The organism is Nocardioides speluncae (assembly GCF_003121585.1).
In the GTDB taxonomy this organism is placed as follows: Bacteria; Actinomycetota; Actinomycetes; order Propionibacteriales; family Nocardioidaceae; genus Nocardioides; species Nocardioides speluncae.
Map to the genome: position 1 here is coordinate 1 of NZ_QEOO01000011.1, position 15,416 is coordinate 15,416.

Sequence of the window (15,416 nt, forward strand, 5' to 3'; positions counted from 1 at the left end):
TCGGGCCAAGCTTGCGATGGGTCACGAACACGGAGGAGAACCAGCCGGTTCACCCTGCCAGCCAGCCCCGGGCCAGCCACCACTGACACTCACAGCTTGCGAAGGGTGGTGCAGGTCCGGAGCTCCGCTGGCGGCGGTTAGCTCACGCTGATCTGGTCGCCGTTGACGGTGAGGGTGACCTCCTCGAGGTCGGCGACCGAGCCGGCCTCGGTGCCGTTGGGGCCGCCGGTGTTGGTGCCGTCCTCGACCGAGAACATGCTGCCGTGGCAGCCGCAGACGATGTTGCCGTCCTCGACCGAGGAGAAGATGCAGCCCTGGTGGGTGCAGGTCGCGGAGAAGCCCTTGAACTCCCCCGCCGTCGGCTGGGTGATCACGACGTTCTCGTCACCGAAGATCTTGCCGCCGCCGACCTCGATGTCGGACGTGGCCGCCAGGCCCGCCGCCGGCGCAGACGAGTTGCCGTTGCCGGGCGTGGACTCACCTGTGTTCGGCGTCTGGCTGTCCTCGGTGGCGGTCTGGTCACCACCGTCTCCGTCGTCCCCGCAGGCGGCGAGGAACGGTACGGCGACGCCTGCCGCAGCGGCTCCGGTGAGAGCCTTGCGCCGACTGATTCCAGGAGAGGTGGTCACGTGATGCTCCTTCAAGCCGAGAGTGATTGAAACCAGTACTACGACGACGCTAGCCAGTCGGTTCACCGATCACGACGCCGCGCGACAACTCTCAGCAGATTCCAAGCAACGTCCTACGAGACCTTCTTGCGGCTGGCGGCCTTCTTCGCGGGTACCCGCTTGACCGGCGGCTTGCGCTTGGACACCGTCGCCTCGCGGCCGTTCAGCAGCGGCGCGAGGTAGCGGCCGGTGTGGCTCTCCGGGCTGGCGACGACCTGTTCCGGCGTACCCTCCGCGACCACCATCCCGCCGCGCGAGCCACCCTCGGGACCCATGTCGACGATCCAGTCGGCGGTCTTGATCACGTCCAGGTTGTGCTCGATCACCAGCACCGTGTTGCCCTGGTCGACCAGCCGGCCGAGCACCAGCAGCAGCTTGCGGATGTCCTCGAAGTGGAGGCCGGTGGTCGGCTCGTCGAGCACGTAGACGGTCCGGCCGGTGGACCGCTTCTGCAGTTCGCTGGACAGCTTCACCCGCTGCGCCTCACCACCCGACAGCGTGGTCGCGGGCTGGCCGAGCCGGACGTAGCCGAGACCGACCTCGCACAGTGTCTTCATGTGGCGCGAGATCGCCGGCACCGCCGCGAAGAAGTCGGCCGCCTCCTCGATCGGCATGTCGAGGACCTCTGCGATGGTCTTGCCCTTGTAGTGGACCTCGAGCGTCTCGCGGTTGTAGCGAGCACCGTGGCAGACCTCGCACGGGACGTACACGTCCGGCAGGAAGTTCATCTCGATCTTGATCGTGCCGTCACCGGCGCACGCCTCGCAGCGGCCGCCCTTGACGTTGAACGAGAACCGGCCCTGCAGGTAGCCGCGCATCTTCGCCTCGGGCGTCGCCGCGAAGAGCTTGCGGATGTGGTCGAAGACGCCGGTGTACGTCGCCGGGTTGCTGCGCGGGGTCCGCCCGATCGGCGACTGGTCGACGTGGATCACCTTGTCGACGTGGTCGGTGCCGGTGATCTTGCGATGCCGGCCGGGCACGGTGCGGGCGTTGTAGATCTGCTTGGCCAGCGAGGTGTAGAGGATGCCATTGACCAGCGTCGACTTGCCGGAGCCGGATACGCCGGTGACGGCGACGAACATGCCGAGCGGGAAGGTGACGTCGACGTCGCGGAGGTTGTGCTCGCGGGCACCGTGGACGGTCAGCTCGCGGCCCTTGGTCCGCGGCCGGCGGATCGGCGGCACCGGGATCTCGCGCCGCCCCGACAGGTAGTGGCCGGTCATCGAGTCCGGGTGCTCCAGCAGGCCGTCGACTGAGCCGGAGTGGACCACCTGGCCGCCGTGCTCCCCCGCGCCCGGACCGATGTCGACCACCCAGTCGGCGGTGCGGATGGTGTCCTCGTCGTGCTCGACCACGATCAGCGTGTTGCCGAGGTTCTTCAGCCGGACCAGGGTCTCGATCAGCCGCTGGTTGTCGCGCTGGTGGAGGCCGATGGACGGCTCGTCGAGGACATAGAGCACGCCGACCAGTCCGGCGCCGATCTGGGTGGCCAGCCGGATCCGCTGCGCCTCGCCGCCAGACAGCGAGCCGGACGGCCGGTTCAGCGACAGGTAGTCGAGGCCGACGTCAAGCAGGAAGTTGAGCCGCTCCTGGATCTCCTTGAGCACCCGCTCCGCGATCTGCCGCTCCCGCTCGCTCAGGTCGAGGCCGCGCAGGAAGTCCGCCGTCTCGCTGATCGGCAGCGCACACACCTCCGCGATGCTCTTGCCGCCCATCGTGACGGCCATCGACACCGGCTTCAGCCGGCTGCCGCCACAGGCGGGACACGGGACCTCGCGCATGAAGCCCTCGAACCGCTCGCGGCTGGTGTCGGACTCGGCCTCGCGGTGGCGGCGCTCGATGTAGACCTTCACGCCCTCGAACTCGCTGTAGTAGCTGCGCTCGCGGCCGTAGCGGTTGACGTGGCGGACGTGGACCTTGGTCGGGTGGCCCTCGAGGATCGACTTCCGCGCCTTCTCGGGGAGCTTCTCCCACGGCGTGTTCAGGTCGAAGCCCAGCTCATCGCCGAGCGCACCGAGCAGCCGCAGGAAGTAGTCGGCGATGTGGGCGCCGGTCCAGGGCTGCACCGCACCCTCGCCGAGGGTGGCGCCCGGATCCTGGATCACCAGCTCCGGGTCGACCTCCATCCGGGTGCCGAGCCCGTGGCACTCCGGGCAGGCGCCGAACGGCGAGTTGAACGAGAACGACCGCGGCTCGAGCTCGTCGGTGTCGATCGGGTGCTCGTTGGGGCAGGCCATCTTCTCGGAGAACTTCAGCTCACGGCCGGGGTCGCCGTCGGGCAGATCGACGAAGTCGAAGACGACGAGCCCGCTCGCGAGGTTGAGCGCGGTCTCCACCGAGTCGGTGAGCCGGCGCTTGGACGACTCCTTGACCGCCAGCCGGTCGACCACCACCTCGATGGTGTGCTTCTGCTTCTTGTTGAGCGACGGCGGGTCGTCGAGCGGGTGGATCTCGCCGTTGACCCGGGCCCTCGAGAAACCCTGCGTCTGCAGCGACCGGAACAGGTCGACGTACTCCCCCTTGCGGCCGCGGATTACCGGCGCCAGCACCTGGAAGCGGCGCCCCTCCTCCAGCGCGAGGATCCGGTCCACGATCTGCTGCGGCGTCTGCCGCTCGATCGGCGAGCCACAGGTCGGGCAGTGCGGCCGGCCGGCACGCGCGTAGAGCAGGCGGAGGTAGTCGTAGACCTCGGTGATGGTGCCGACCGTGGAGCGCGGGTTCTTCGACGTGGACTTCTGGTCGATCGAGACCGCCGGCGAGAGGCCCTCGATGAAGTCGACGTCGGGCTTGTCCATCTGGCCGAGGAACTGCCGTGCGTACGCCGATAGAGACTCGACGTACCGGCGCTGGCCCTCGGCGAAGATCGTGTCGAACGCCAGGCTCGACTTGCCGGAGCCGGACAGCCCGGTGAACACGATGAGCGAGTCGCGCGGGAGGTCGAGCGAGACGTCCTTGAGGTTGTGCTCGCGGGCGCCCCGGATGATCAGCTGATCGGCCACAGGTGTTGTCCTCGGACAGGTTGGTCGGGTGCGGTCTGGTGAGGTTGCGGCGAACAGCCTAGCCAAACGTTCGAACACCTGTTCGCAGGACTCGCCATGTCGCCGTCATGGGATTCAATGACTCCATGACCGGCAATGTTCCCGCGCCTCAATTGTCCGAGCCCGATCTGACCGCCGTGCACGACGCAACCACACGCTACCTGCAGACCGTAGACGCCAGCACCGACAGTTTGCTCCGCGAGCCCTCGGTCCTGCCCGGCTGGAGCCGTGGCCACGTCGTCGCGCACGTGGCCCTCAACGCCCTCGGGTTCGCTCGCGCCCTCGACGGCATCACCCACGATAAGCCGGCGCCGATCTACGACTCGCAGGAGCGGCGGGACGCCGACATCGAGGAGTACGCCGGGTTCCCGGCCGACCGGCTCCGCGAGGTCTCCTTCGACGCCTGCGGCCGGCTGAAGGCCGCGTTCGAGCGCGAGTACGCCGCCGACGCGACCATCCATCGCACTCCCGGCGGTCCGGAGTGGCCGGTGTCCGAGCTGATCTCGACCCGGTGCCGCGAGGTGGAGATCCACCACGCCGACCTGCTGCTCGACTACGGCCCCGGCGACTGGCCGGAGCAGTTCGCCGAGTACCTGCTCGAGCTCGCGGCGTACGACCGCGGCGACGAGCACAACCTGCAGCTGCGGACGCCGGCCGCCAAGGTGGCCGTGGGCGACGGCAGCGGTCCGGAGATCACCGGATCGGTCGCCGATCTCGCCTGGTGGCTGCTCGGGCGCGGGACCGGCGACGGGCTGAGCGGCGAGCTGCCGGAGCTCGGGCCCTGGCACCGCCGTCGCTGAGGTGGCGCCGCCAGGTGGCTAGCCGCGGCGCCAGACGTAGTTCCAGTTCTGTGTGTACAGCCGTGCGGTCCGGGCGCCCTTGATGCCGAGCACGACCTCGTCGCGGTCGGCAGCCGGGTCGGTCCAGTTGTGCGAGCCGGTGAACACGCGCGTGGCCCAGGGGTCGCGGCCGATCACGCCGTTCACGATCAGGAGCTTCTGGTGGGTGTGCACCCACCGGTGCCGCGTGCCACGCCAGGGCACCCGGCCGGCCGTCAGCACCCGGCGTACCTCACCGCCCGGTGCGGCCCCGAAGATCACCTTCACGTCGCAGCCCTGCCGGCGCAGCGCCACCAGCCGGCGGGCCCCGGCCAGTCCGCGGCCGCCGTGCATGGCGCTCATCGCCACCCGGATCCGGGTGTGACCGCCGAGCCCGGCCCGCTTGGCGCCGGTGCAGCGAACCGGGTCGAGGTAGTCGAGCCACGGGTCGGGCGCGGTCCGGCCGGCCCCGGGTGCCGGGTAGAAGCCCTGAAGGTACGACGCTTGGTGCGCCTCGACGTACGGCCGCGGCACCGGCTCGTCGTGCTTCATCTGCTCGAAGACCCGCGCGAAGGAGTCGTAGACCGGCGAGGCGCCCGCGACGCTGAACAGGTCGTTCCACTGGTTGTCGACGGTCTCGCCCACCGTGTTCGCCGAGGTCACCAGCGTCACGTCGGCGACCCCGCCGGCCTCGCTGAACAGGTAGAACTTCGTGTGGTTGCCGCCGGTGGTGCCGCGGCAGCTGTGGTTGCAGAAGACCACGTAGCTGGCGGCGCGGACGTTGTTGCCGAGGCGCCGCTGCAGCCCGAGCGCCGGCTTCGAGCGGCGTGAGCTGTCCAGGACCATCCGGATCCGGACGCCGCGGTCGGCCGCCCGATGCAGCGCGCGGGCAACCGGGCCGTCGGAGAACCCGTACACCGCCACCCGGATGACTGCTCCTGCGGGCGCGGCGTCGATGGTCCTCACGAGATAGGCGAGGATCCGGCGCTGTTCGGCGACCGTGCCGAGCGGGTCGTTGAACACCGGTCCCCAGGCTGGCCGGAAGCTCGGCGCCGGCCCGGCCTGGTCAATGACCGGGGACGGCTCAGTGCCGGCCGGCGCGGCGGGGATCAGGCTCAGCAGGGCGAGGGTGAGGACGGTGGCGACGGGGCGGACGCGCGTGGTCACCCACCCAGCACAGCCGGGCCATCGGACCTACTCCCCCACGCCGGTCGACGCTCACGCCAACAACTACTGCAGACTCGCCGAACGTCGTGCCACGCCTAGGCTGGGGCCATGGAAACGACGTACGACGGCGAGGTAGCGGCCGGTGGCGATCCGGACATTCGGCAGCTCGACAGGCTGGTGATCACCAAGCTCGCGGTGGATCAGCAGATGTCGAACAACTGCTACCTGCTGCGCTGCACGGCGTCCGGGGAGCAGCTGCTGATCGACGCCGCGGCCGATCCCGACCGGCTGCTGTCGCTCGTCGGCGAGGGCGGCCTGGCCGCCGTCGTGACCACCCACCAGCACTGGGACCACCACCGCGCCCTCGCCGAGGTAGTCGCGGCAACCTCGGCGGTCACCTACGCCGGCGCCCCGGATGCCGACGCGATCACCGAGCAGACCGACGTACCCGTCACCGTCAGGCTCCAGCACGGCGACCACGTCCGGTTCGGCGAGGTCTCGCTCGAGGTGATCTCATTGGTCGGCCACACTCCCGGCTCGGTCGCGCTGCTGTACGACGACCCCGCCGGCCACCCGCACCTGTGGACCGGCGACTCCCTCTTCCCCGGCGGCGTCGGCAACACCTTCGGCGACGCCGCTGCCTTCCAGACCCTGATCGGCGAGGTCGAGGAGAAGGTCTTCCACCGCCTCCCCGACGACACCTGGTTCTACCCGGGCCACGGCAACGACTCGACGCTCGGTGCCGAGCGCCCCAAGCTCCCCGAGTGGCGCGAGCGCGGCTGGTGATCGGGCGAACGCGACGTCGCGAGGCCCGTCGCCAACGGTTCGAGCGGGAGTTCGCCGCCAACGCCAGCGTTGCCCTCGACCTCATCGACATCACCGAGCTTGCCTGGCACGACTGCTACGGCGAGCCGACGTTCCGACGAAGTGCTCGAAGACCTACTGACTCTCGCGAACGGCGACATCCACGAGCTCGTCTCAGCCTGCCTGCTCGCCGGCAGCGACTGGCGAGACCTCCGTGTGTCCGCCGACACCCTGCGCTGACAACCCCACCCGGCTGTTGTCGACGTACCAGCGCGCTGACCCGGCCCGTCTTCACGCGCACGGGCGTCGACCCGGCCGGTCTTGACGTCAGTTGGTCAACAAGAGCCGGGTCAGCGCTCCACAGCGTGAAGACCGGCCGGGTCAGCGCTCCACAGCGTGAAGACGGGCCGGGTCGGCGGGCGTCAGCCGAAGCGCCACATGTAGTACCAGTTCTGCGCGTAGAGCTTCATCGTCCGCTCGCCCTTCACGCCGAGGACGACCTCGTCGCGGTTGACGGCGCTGTCGGTCCAGTTCAGGGAGCCGGTGTAGACGCGGGTGGCGAGTGGGTCGTCGCCGATCTTGCCGCTGATCAGCAGCAGCTTCTGATGGGCGCGCAGCCCCTTCTCGCTCGACAGCCGCCAGATCACGCCGCCACCGGTCAGGATCGAGCGCACGCCCTTGCCCGAGGACGCGCCGAAGATGACCTTCACGTCGCACCCGGCCTTCTGAAGCTCGACCAGCCGCCGGGCACCGATCCGACCACGGTCGCCGTGCATGGCGCTCATGGTGACCCGGATCTTGGTCCGGCCCTTCAGGCCGGGCCGAGCCGCGCCTGTGCAGGAGACGTTGTCGAGGTAGTCCAGCCACGGGTCGCGACCGCCGTCGGCGATGCCGCGCGCGGGGTAGAAGCCCTGGAGGAAGGTGCGCTGCTCGGCCTCGACGTACGGCCTGGCCACCGGCTGGTCGAGCTTCAGCTGCTCGAAGACGCCGGCGAACGCGTCGTACACCGGCTTCGAGCCGGCGATGCTGAACAGGTCGTTCCACTCCTGGTCGACGTTGCCGCCGGTCATGTTGCCGGAGCTGACCAGCACCACGTGGCGGACGCCGGCCGAGGAGGTGAGCATGAAGAACTTCTGATGGTTCACACCCAGCTCGCCGCGACAGCTCTTCTCACACTCGACGAGGTAGCTCACCGCGCGGGGGTCGTCTCCGACCTGCGCCCGCAGCCTCTCGGCAGGTGCCGGGATGTCGTGGCCGCCGTCCAGCACGATCCGCAGCCGTACGCCGCGGTCCAGCGCCCGGTTCAAGGCGTGCCATACCGACCGGTCGTTGAACACGTACATCGAGATCCGGATCGTGCCGCCGGGCGGAGCGCCGTCGACGACCTTGATGATGTACTCCAGGATCCGGCGCTGGGCGCCGAGGTCGCCCATCGGATTGTTGAAGACCGGCCCCCAGATCGGCCGGAACGGCTTCGGGTACGACGGCACCGGCTGTGCCGGGATGGCGACCGCCGCCCGGCGCGCCTCTGGCTGCCGAGGTGCGGCGTTGGCGTCGTCGATGAGGACGGCGAGCGTGATCGGTAGGACCGTCGCGATCAGCGCGACGACGAAGGTACGGACGGGGAAGGACATCCGGAACTCCTGCAGTGGGGAAGTGCTGCTCTCCAATCACACCGCAGTGGCGTCCGAATACCGTGCAGAATCGCCGAGGTCTGCGCAAATTGCGCAATCAGGGCGTACGGCCGGTCAGTGGTAAGTGACCTTCACCTTCTCGGTCACCGGCACCGCCTGGCACGCGAGCCGGATCCCGTCGGCGATGTCCTCGTCGTCCAGGATGTCGTTCTGCAGCATCTTCACCTCTCCCTCGAGGATCCGGCAGGCGCACGCACTGCAGTGCCCCTCCCGGCACGAGAACGGCGCCGGCACCCCCTTGGCTTCGAGGTGGTCGAGCAGCTTCGTCCCGGGCTGCCAGTCGTCGAAGCGGTAGTCGACACCGTCGAGCTCGACCTCGACCGTGCTCGGCACCGACGGGCCGTCGGGCGGCCCCTCCTCGTGCTCGGCCGCGTCGATCTCGGCCTCCGCCTGGGCAGCGGCGACGACATCACCGAACGGGTTGCCGCCCAGCGAGACGAACTTCTCCTGATGCCGCCGCTCGCGCGGGAAGCCGAGCGCCTTCAGTGCGTCGGTCACCGCCTTCATGTACGGCGCCGGGCCGCACACGAACGCGTCCCACGTCGAGTACGACGCCGCGAAGGCCCGCAGCTGTGGCTCGCTCGGCAGGCCCTGGACCGACACCAGCCAGTGCACCACCTGCAGTCGCTCTGGGTGCTCGGCCGCGAGTGCGGCCAGCTCCGGCGCGAAGATCACCGAGGCCTCGTCCTGGTTGGCGTAGAACAGCACCACCCGCCCGCTCCCCGAGGAGAGCGCGGTCTTGGCGATCGAGATCACCGGGGTGATCCCGCTGCCACCGGCGAACAGCAGCAGGTCGGCGTCGTACGACTTGGGCGTGAAGATGCCGCTCGGCGGCAGCACCCGCAGGGTGTCGCCCGGCTGCACGTGGTCGCAGATCCAGTTGGACGCGTATCCGTCCGCGGTCCGCTTGACGGTGACCTTCGGCGGTCCGCCGTCGACCGGGCTGCTCGACAGCGAGTAGCAGCGCGCCGCCACACCGGTCTGGTCGCTCGGGATCGCCACGGTCAGGAACTGGCCGGCTCGGTAGCCGAAATGCTCGGCGATCGACTCGTCGACCTCGAACACGACCGACCGAGCGTCCCCCGTCTCCTCGATCACCTCGAGCACGGGCAGCTCGTAGGAGTCAGTAGCCATCCTCGGCTCCGATCGAGATCCGGCCGTCACGCACCGCGCGCTCGATGCTGTCGCGCAGCCGCGGGCAGCCTTCCGGTACGGCGCGGCCGCCGGGCTGCTGGGCCTGCCGGGCGAACTCCGCGCACTGGCCCAGCGCCTCGGCGTCCCACTGGATCGAAGTGTGGTGATGGCTGTTCTTCTTCACCCGCACCCGCGCCAGGCAGTCCAGGCAGTCCACCTCCACCATCCGCGCCTGGGTGTAGAGCCGCTGGTCCTCCAGCGTCTCGGCGCTGGTCGGCCGGAACGAGACCATCAGGAGCCAACCGCCGCGTCTGCCTCGGCCTTGCGGGCGAGGTTCTCGGCCACCTCCGCGTGCCAGTACTCGTTGGCCTTCGTGGTGTCGACCTCGAACTCGAAGCGCTCGGTCATCTCCGGCAGGACGTCGGCCTTGTCGACGTAGAACTGCTCGTACCAGCGGCGCAACTGGTAGACCGGGCCGTCCTCCTCGCAGAGCAGCGGATTCTGGACGGGCGCCTTGCTCAGCCAGATCGCGACGTCCTGCTCGAAGCCCTGCTTGAAGGTGTCGGAGTACCGCTTGCCGATGTAGGCCGCGGTCTCCTCGTCGACGCCCTCGGGCTTCTTGACGCACACGCCGTACTGCAGCCGGAACGAGTTCGGGCTGGTCGCGATGTGGCAGTTGACCAGGACCACGTCGGTGACGAAGCCCTTGTAGTCGGTGTTCAGCCAGTTGATCATGTACGACGGCCCGAAGTAGGTCGCCTCCGACTTCAGCACCAGGTCCTCGTCGCCGTACCCCTCGCCCTTCATGTCCGGCCGACCGGTGGAATCCATGAACTGGGTCGCCATGTGGCCCTCGAACACGTTGCGGAAGTTGGTCGGGAAGGCGAAGTGCACGTAGAAGAAGTGCGCCATGTCGACCATGTTGTCGATGATCTCGCGGCAGTTGGCGTTCGGTACGTCGAGCACCTCCCACGTCCAGTCGGTGTACGCGTCGGTGCCGATGCCGGGCACCACCGGCGGCAGGATGTCGTGGTCGGCAGGGCTGCCCTCCGGGTCGTACCAGACCAGCAGCTGGCCGTTGCGGATCGCCGCCGGGTAGGCCTGGGTCCGGGCCCGCAGCGGCACCCGCCGCGCGTACGGGATCGCCTTGCACTTGCCGTCGCCGCCCCAGCGCCAGTCGTGGAACGGGCACGCGACCTCGTCGCCCTTGATCGAGCCCTGGGTTAGGTCGCCGCCCATGTGCCGGCAGTAGCCGTCGACAACCTGGAGCTCGCCGGCGCTGTCGCGCCAGACGACGAGCTTGCCGCCGAACGCCTGTACGGCGTGCGGCTCGCCTGCGGTGAAGTCGCGCTCCAACCCAAGGCAGTGCCAGCCGCGGGCGTACCGATCCGGCGGCGCTCCGGGGTCGAGCTGCCTGGTGTCGCTCATCGAGCGCTCCTTTCCGCTGCATGCCGACGTCTAGACGAATACTAGAACAGGTTATAGTTTTCAGTGACAAGGCGCCACCGAGGAGGCCCCCGAATGAGGAGGCACAGTTGAGAGTCGCACTCACCAGCGAGCAGGAACAGCTGCGAGAGGAGCTGCGCGACTACTTCTCCCAGCTGGTCACCCCCGAGCGGCGGGCCGCGCTGTCCTCGGCGTCAGGCGAGTTCGGCGACGCGACGGTCTACAAAGAGGTGATCCGCCAGCTCGGCACCGACGGCTGGCTCGGCATCGGCTGGCCGAAGGAGTACGGCGGCCAGGACCGCTCCATGGTCGAGCAGCTGATCTTCACCGACGCGGCCGCTGTGGCCGGCGTACCGGTGCCCTACCTGACCCTGAACACCGTCGGCCCGACGATCATGCGCTTCGGCACCGACGCCCAGAAGGAGTACTTCCTGCCGCGGATCCTCGCCGGCGACCTGCACTTCTCGATCGGCTACTCCGAGCCGGAGTCCGGCACCGACCTCGCCTCGCTGCGCAGCAAGGCCGTGCTCGAGGGCGACAGCTGGGTGATCGACGGGCAGAAGATGTGGACCTCGCTGATCCAGTACGCCGACTGGATCTGGCTGGCCTGCCGCACCGAGCCCGACCTGCCCCGCCACAAGGGACTGTCGATCCTGCTGGTGCCCGCGGACGCCGAGGGCTTCTCCTACACACCCGTGCACACGGTCTCCGGCGTCGGCACCAGCGCGACGTACTACGAGGGCGTGCGGGTGCCGGCCGAGAACGTCGTCGGCGAGCGTGGGGGCGGCTGGGCGCTGGTCACCAACCAGCTCAACCACGAGCGGGTGGCGCTCACCTCGGCCGCGCCGCTGCGGCACTCCATCGACCTGGTGCGGGCCTGGGCGCAGGAGACCAAGAACCCTGACGGCACCCGGGTGATCGACCAGGAGTGGGTGCAGCTGCTGCTCGGCCGGGCGCACGCCCGCACCGAGGCGCTCACCCTGCTCAACTGGCAGCTCGCCTCAGCCACCGCCGACCTCTCCCCTGCCGACGCCTCGGCGACCAAGGTGTTCGGCTCCGAGCTCGCGACCGAGGTCTACCGGTCGCTGATCGAGATCGTCGGGCCCTCCGCGATGCTGGCCGCCGGCTCGCCCGGAGCTGCACTCGCCGGCCGGCTCGAGCGCTTCCAGCGGTCGTCGCTGGTGATGACGTTCGGCGGCGGCACCAACGAGATCCAGCGCGACATCATCGGGTACGTCGGCCTCGGCCTGCCCGCGGCGAAGCGCTAACGAAAGGGCCTGGACTACTCCATGGATTTCGAATTCACTCCCGAGCAGGACGCCGCCGGCGAGCTTGCGGCCACGATCCTTGCGAAGGGCACCACGCAGGAACGGCTGCGCGAGGTCGAGCAGGGCAGGGACCGGTTCGACCACGAGCTGTGGCAGAGCCTCGCCGACGCCGGCCTGGTCTCACTCGCGATCCCCGAGGAGTTCGGCGGCGCCGGCCTCGGCCTGCTGGAGCTGTGCCGCGTGCTGGTCGAGGCCGGACGCACGGTCGCACCGGTCCCGCTGGCCACCCATGGGCCGAGCGCCCTGCTCCTGGCGGAGCACGGCAGCGCCGACCAGCGGGAGCTCTGGCTGTACGGCGCGGCGACCGGCGAGCGGTTGGTCACGGCCGCGGTTGCTGAGGACTCCTCGCACCTCCCCGAGCGGCCGACGGTGACCGCCGCCGCCAATGGTGACGGCTGGCTGCTGACCGGCTCAAAGGCGCTGGTGCGGGCGGCGGCCCACGCCGACCTGTTCCTAGTCACGGCCTCCACGGCAGACGGGGTGGCCGTGTTCCTCGTCGAGCCGGGCGAGCCCGGCGTATCGATCGTTCCCCAGCACACCACCGATGGCGACACCGTCGGACGGCTCGACCTGGACGGTGCCGCCGTCGGGTCGGCGGCGATGCTGGGCGCGGCCGACGGCACGGTCGCCACCCGGCTCGGCCAGCTGCTGACCGTGGCGAGCGCCGCCGAGCAGCTCGGCATCACCGAGGGCGCACTCCGCCTGACCGCGGCGTACGCCAAGCAGCGCGAGCAGTTCGGCCGGCCGATCGCGACCTTCCAGGCGGTCTCCCAGCGGCTCGCCGACGGCTACATCGACGTACTCGCCCAGCGGCTGACGCTGTGGCAGGCGGTCTGGCGGCTGTCGGAGGGACTGCCCGCGGAGGCGGAGGTGGCGACGGCCAAGCTGTGGGCGGCCGACGCCGGCCACCGGATCGCCCACACGGCCGTGCACGTCCACGGCGGCGTCGGGATCGACCTCGACGGGACCGCGCACCGCTACTTCACCGCCGCGAAGCGCTTCGACTTCGCGTACGGCGGAGCCACCGAGCAGGCGATCGCCGTCGGCCGCACCCTCGCCGCCGAGCCGGTCTGACAGACCCTGGATTCCGGAGTCAGTCGGCCGCGACCCGGAAGCGACCCTGACCGAGCCGGGTGAGGGTCAGCGAGCCGGGGACGCCGTCGGCGTCGTCTCCAGCGAAACCCAGCCTGCGCTGCCAGCGGGCGTACGCATCCTTGGTCGGCGGGTCGAACAGGCCGTTGACCCGCAGCGACAGACCGAGTTCCTTGTTGAGCGCCTTCTGGATCAGTTTGACGCCCGGAAGCACGCGCATCGCCTGCGCCTGTTGCTCGACGTTCGCCAGGCTGACCAGCGGCAGGGCCGAACCCGGACGTCCGGCCGGGACCGGCGGCCCGGACAGCTCGCTCACGACGCCCGGGATGACCGAGCGACCGACCTGCCTGATCCGGGCGTCTCCAGGACAGCCTTTGCCGCGGGCCTCCGACCAGAGCTCGCCGTCCGGTACCCGGCCGGCGAAGATGCCCGAGGCCGGGAAGTTGCCGTTGATGCCCATCCGGTGCCAGCCGATGCCCTTGGTGCCGCCCCGAGAGGACCGCAGGCGCACGGCCGGGATCTGGTGCGTCGTACACAGCCAGGCCACGAGATCGATCAGGCCCGCCAGCTGGTTGTCGCTCCACCGAGGGACTGGGTCGGGGCTGGGCGGGTCCGGGTTCCAGAGCACGCCTGCCCCGTCCCAGCTCTCGACGGTGATGCAGTCGTGGTTGCCCTCCAGATTCGCCGTCGAGCGGATGTCGGTGTCGATGTACTGTTCGACCCGGCCTCCCCGGTCGACGTAGAAGTGGGACGTGGCCGTTCCCGGCACACTCATGCTGGGAAACAGCGACGGCTCATTGGAGACAGCGGTGTGGAGTACGACGCGGCGCTGGCCGCTCGACTCTCTGTGCAGCGCGCCGCCCGGCGCGTATCTCCTGACCGGTCTGAACTCGCCTTGCGGGTAGACAGCCATCTCGCACCTCCTATCGTGCTCTCAAAACCAGGCTGCTTAGACGAGGGGGGCGAGTGGCGTCTTGGATACCTTCCTGGGGTTTTCTTTGCCTAGTGGGTATCTCCGGAAGTTCGTCGAGGGTATGAGTGGTCAGGGTGCGTGCAGCGCAAGGCGTCGGAGGGAGGCGGGCCGGTGGCCCGTCGACCGACGACAACGCAGCGATGTGCGTGCCCTGGCCGCTCAGACCCCGACGAACTTCCGGAGATGCCCACTAGGGCTTCGGCGAGCTGACCATCGAGGACCTCGACGGGGAGGCGATCACGCTCGGCCGACGTCTCGCTGCCGAGCACGTGTGACCAACTCCTCAGCAGAAATTGTCCGAAATGTACGAGTCGGGCCGTAGCCCCTTTGAGACGTGCTCGTTGCCAAGGACGGGGAAGTACCCGCGCCCTGCGGCATGAGGCCCCCCAATGTACGAGTCGGCGTGAGCTCCTTGGCAGGGGAAGCTCACGCCGACTCTATTTCTGCCGGACTGCTCCCGCTCAGCGCGGATAGACCGCGACGAGATCGTTTCGCACTACCCGGCCGGCCGCGACCAGCCGGAGCAGCACCGCGGCAGTAACCGCCTGCGCGGCCAGCAACCCCACCAGCACCAGCAACTGCGTGGCGCCAGCCTCCAACGGCGTACCGCCACCCAGGAGTACGCCGACGAACGCGCCGGGCAGCGTGACCAGCCCGACGGTGCGCGTCTGGTCGATGCCCGGGAGCAGCGCCTCGCGCGCGGTCGGCTCGATCACCAGGCCCGCGGCCGTCGGTGACGGGAGCCCGAGGGCGAGCGCGGCCTCGTACTCGCTGCGCCGCTGGGCGAGCTCGTCGAACGCGCGGCGACCGGTCAGTGACGAGGAGGTCATCGACCCGCCGATGATGATGCCGGACATCGGGATCACGCCGGCGCCGTTGAGCGGGATCACCCCGGAGCCCAGGCAGAGCCCGATCACCGGCGCCGCGCCGGCGGCAACGGCCAGCGCCACCCACGCCGCCTGCGCCCGGGAGACGTCGATCCGGCGGGCCGAGGTGACCACGGCGACCGTCAGCATCATCGCCACGAACGCCAGTGACCAGAAGAGCGAGTCGAGTGCGGCCGCGATGACGACCGAGACCACGGCCAGCTGCAGCACCGCGCGGAGTGCCGCGGTGACCTGGTCGCGGGTCGCGCCCAGACGGGCCACCCAGGACGCCGTGGCCGCGGCCGTCACCAGGACCACGACCACCGCGGCCAGCCGCCAGTCCGGGGTGGGGGCCGGAGTGGCGAGCAGGTGCACAGGGCGAGCCTGC

The 15,416-nt window shown here is 69.7% G+C and carries 13 protein-coding genes; 4 read left to right on the forward strand and 9 right to left on the reverse strand.

Translation table 11 applies throughout. From position 1 onward, the window contains the following. Positions 1–137 precede the first annotated feature (137 nt). Together DDV73_RS04790 and uvrA are read right to left on the reverse strand one after the other, a co-directional pair. The gene (locus DDV73_RS04790; RefSeq protein ID WP_240617124.1) at positions 138–629 is read right to left on the reverse strand and encodes a Rieske (2Fe-2S) protein; all 492 of its coding nucleotides are present in this window, start codon (positions 627–629) and stop codon (positions 138–140) included. A 113-nt stretch (positions 630–742) separates the two neighbouring features. Continuing rightward, entirely contained in the window at positions 743–3,667 is a 2,925-nt protein-coding gene (gene uvrA, locus DDV73_RS04795) for an excinuclease ABC subunit UvrA (RefSeq protein WP_109506118.1), read from the reverse strand. A gap of 125 nt (positions 3,668–3,792) precedes the next feature. Between uvrA and DDV73_RS04800 the strand changes: the two genes are divergently transcribed. Then, positions 3,793–4,506, forward strand: a complete 714-nt coding sequence (locus DDV73_RS04800) for a maleylpyruvate isomerase family mycothiol-dependent enzyme (protein ID WP_161962289.1) — start codon at positions 3,793–3,795, stop codon at positions 4,504–4,506. An 18-nt stretch (positions 4,507–4,524) separates the two neighbouring features. Here the strand turns inward: DDV73_RS04800 and DDV73_RS04805 are convergent, their stop codons facing one another. Next, entirely contained in the window at positions 4,525–5,691 is a 1,167-nt protein-coding gene (locus tag DDV73_RS04805; RefSeq protein ID WP_109506120.1) for a phospholipase D-like domain-containing protein, read from the reverse strand. Between the two features lie 108 nt (positions 5,692–5,799). On the opposite strand from DDV73_RS04805, the gene DDV73_RS04810 reads away from it, so the two are divergent. Continuing rightward, a complete protein-coding gene (locus DDV73_RS04810; protein WP_109506121.1) occupies positions 5,800–6,477 on the forward strand; it encodes an MBL fold metallo-hydrolase in 678 nt (225 codons plus the stop codon). 440 nt (positions 6,478–6,917) lie between these two features. On the opposite strand, the gene DDV73_RS04815 is transcribed toward DDV73_RS04810, so the two are convergent. From DDV73_RS04815 to DDV73_RS04830, 4 genes are all read right to left on the reverse strand, one after another. Continuing rightward, a complete protein-coding gene (locus DDV73_RS04815; protein ID WP_109506122.1) occupies positions 6,918–8,129 on the reverse strand; it encodes a phospholipase D-like domain-containing protein in 1,212 nt (403 codons plus the stop codon). A 114-nt stretch (positions 8,130–8,243) separates the two neighbouring features. After that, on the reverse strand, positions 8,244–9,323 hold the full coding sequence (locus DDV73_RS04820) for a 2Fe-2S iron-sulfur cluster-binding protein (protein WP_109506123.1): 1,080 nt from the start codon (positions 9,321–9,323) through the stop codon (positions 8,244–8,246). Then, complete coding sequence (locus DDV73_RS04825; RefSeq protein WP_109506124.1) at positions 9,313–9,615, reverse strand: hypothetical protein; 303 nt, start codon at positions 9,613–9,615, stop codon at positions 9,313–9,315. The genes DDV73_RS04820 and DDV73_RS04825 overlap by 11 nt, the downstream gene beginning before the upstream one ends. After that, complete coding sequence (locus DDV73_RS04830) at positions 9,615–10,751, reverse strand: 3-ketosteroid-9-alpha-monooxygenase, oxygenase component (RefSeq protein WP_109506125.1); 1,137 nt, start codon at positions 10,749–10,751, stop codon at positions 9,615–9,617. The genes DDV73_RS04825 and DDV73_RS04830 overlap by 1 nt, the downstream gene beginning before the upstream one ends. Positions 10,752–10,858: 107 nt before the next feature. Between DDV73_RS04830 and DDV73_RS04835 the strand changes: the two genes are divergently transcribed. After that, positions 10,859–12,037 carry an acyl-CoA dehydrogenase family protein gene (locus tag DDV73_RS04835; protein ID WP_109506126.1) on the forward strand — a complete coding sequence of 393 codons (1,179 nt, stop codon included), beginning with the start codon at positions 10,859–10,861 and terminating at the stop codon, positions 12,035–12,037. Between the two features lie 21 nt (positions 12,038–12,058). Beyond that, complete coding sequence (locus tag DDV73_RS04840) at positions 12,059–13,171, forward strand: acyl-CoA dehydrogenase family protein (protein WP_109506127.1); 1,113 nt, start codon at positions 12,059–12,061, stop codon at positions 13,169–13,171. 19 nt (positions 13,172–13,190) lie between these two features. Here the strand turns inward: DDV73_RS04840 and DDV73_RS04845 are convergent, their stop codons facing one another. Together DDV73_RS04845 and DDV73_RS04850 are read right to left on the reverse strand one after the other, a co-directional pair. Then, complete coding sequence (locus tag DDV73_RS04845) at positions 13,191–14,102, reverse strand: N-acetylmuramoyl-L-alanine amidase (protein ID WP_109506128.1); 912 nt, start codon at positions 14,100–14,102, stop codon at positions 13,191–13,193. 521 nt (positions 14,103–14,623) lie between these two features. Beyond that, the gene (locus DDV73_RS04850; protein WP_240617125.1) at positions 14,624–15,403 is read right to left on the reverse strand and encodes an ABC transporter permease; all 780 of its coding nucleotides are present in this window, start codon (positions 15,401–15,403) and stop codon (positions 14,624–14,626) included. Between the last annotated feature and the right edge of the window lie 13 nt (positions 15,404–15,416).